Source organism: Veillonella fallax (assembly GCF_020687175.1).
GTDB classification, from domain to species: Bacteria; Bacillota; Negativicutes; order Veillonellales; family Veillonellaceae; genus Veillonella; species Veillonella fallax.
The window spans coordinates 1-2,219 of sequence record NZ_JAJEQD010000040.1 but is presented as its reverse complement, the minus strand read 5'-3'; the positions used below and the strand labels follow the sequence as shown (position 1 = coordinate 2,219).

Sequence of the window (2,219 nt, the reverse complement as noted above, 5' to 3'; positions counted from 1 at the left end):
GCTACTACATCTGGTAACCAAACAGGTACTAAGAAGGATGCTAAGGTTGGTAAAGACGACAAAGTTCAATTGATCGCAGGTGAAAACCTCACAGTGAACCAAAACGAACGAGACTTCACATTCTCCTTGAATAAAGACCTTGTGAAGCTGAACTCTGCAACCTTTGAAGTCACAGGCGGTAAAACAACTGTTATTACAGGCGATAGCATTACTCAAACAGATGGTACTAAGACAAATACATCTACAGCCGCTAGTAACACAGTAGCTGATGGTGGTAAATCTACAGCAACTACAGCTGATGGTACGACTGTAACTAACGCTAACGGTAATACTAAATATGCCGCTGATGGTGTACGTATTAATACAACAGGTAAAAATCCTGTATCCTTGACTGATGCTGGTTTAGATAATGGCAATAATGTCATCAAAAATGTAGCAAGTGGTCATGTAAATAATGATGATACAGATAACACAAATGCAGCTAATATTGCAGATGTTAAAAAGGCTACTACTACAGTAACTGCTAACAATGGTGAAGCAGCGAATGCTACAACAGGTAATGTAACCCTTACATCTACTACGGCTACTGACGGTCATACAATCTATGACGTAAAACTCAACGACAAAGTGACTCTTGGTACTGGTGCTAATGCAGTAACAATTGATGGTACAGCAGGTAAAGCTACAATTGGTTCCTCCGTTGTAGATGGTGTGAATAACACAATTACAACTGGTGGTGCTAATGCAGTTGTCTTAGATGGTGCAGCAGGTACTGTAAAAACTGGTACTGTAACCGTAACTGGTGGTACTACAAACGATATTACAGGCTTGTCCAACACAACTGTAACTAGTGCAGACTTTGCAACAAAAGGCCGTGCCGCTACTGAAGAACAATTAAAAGCAGTAGGGGAACAAACATGGCAAATCACTGCAGATAAAGATGCTACTACATCTGGTAACCAAATAGGTACTAAGAAAGATGCTAAGGTTGGTAAAGACGACAAAGTTCAATTGATCGCTGGTGAAAACCTCACAGTAAACCAAAACGAACGAGACTTTACATACTCCTTGAATAAAGACCTTGTGAAGATGAACTCTGCAACCTTCGAAGCAACAGGTGGTAAAACAACTGTTATTACAGGCAATAGCATCTCTCAAACAGATGGTACTAAGACGAATACATCTACAGCGGCTGGTAATACAGTAGCTGATGGTACTAAGTCCACAGAAACAACTGCAGCTGGGCAAGTGATTAAAGACGGTGCTAAATCCAATAAATCGACGGTAGATAGTAATGTAATTGATGATGGCAATGGCAATGTAAATACATCCAATGCGACATCTAATACAATTACCGATGGTACAAATACAAGTGCAATCACTGCTGGCAAAGCTATAATTGGCTCTTCTGTTGTAGATGGTGTAAATAATACAATTACTACAGGTGGTGCTAATGCTGTTGCCTTAGATGGTGTAGCAGGTACTGTAAAAACTGGTACTGTAACCGTAACTGGTGGTACTACAAATGATATTACAGGCTTGTCTAATACAACTGTAAATAGTGCAGACTTTGCAACAAAAGGCCGTGCCGCTACGGAAGAACAATTGAAAGCAGTAGGGGAACAAACATGGCAAATTACTGCAGACAAAGATGCTACTACATCTGGTAACCAAACAGGTACTAAGAAGGATGCTAAGGTTGGTAAAGACGACAAAGTTCAATTGATCGCTGGTGAAAACCTCACAGTGAACCAAAACGAACGAGATTTCACATACTCCTTGAATAAAGATCTTGTGAAGATGAACTCTGCAACCTTCGAAGCTACAGGCGGTAAAACAACTGTTATTAAAGGCGATAGCATCGTTCAAACAGATGGTACTAAGACAAATATATCTACAGCGGCTGGTAATACAGTAGCTGATGGTACTAAGTCCACAGAAACAACTGCAGCTGGTTACGTAATTAAAGATGGTGCTAAATCCAATAAATCAACGGTAGATAGTAATGTAATTGATGATGGCAATGGCAATGTAAATACATCCAATGCTACATCTAATACTATTGCTAATGGTACTGATTCCACTGCAACAACTGCAGCAGGTACAACAGTAACTAATGCTAACGGTAATACTAAATATGCTGCTGATGGTGTACGTATCAATACAACAGGTAAGAATCCTGTATCCCTGACTGATGCTGGTTTAGATAATGGAAATAA

The 2,219-nt window shown here is 39.8% G+C and carries 1 protein-coding gene; it reads left to right on the top strand.

Translation table 11 applies throughout. From position 1 onward, the window contains the following. Positions 1-2,219 (top strand): beta strand repeat-containing protein (locus LKD20_RS09520; RefSeq protein WP_369408075.1); only part of this gene is annotated, 2,219 nt, incomplete at both ends.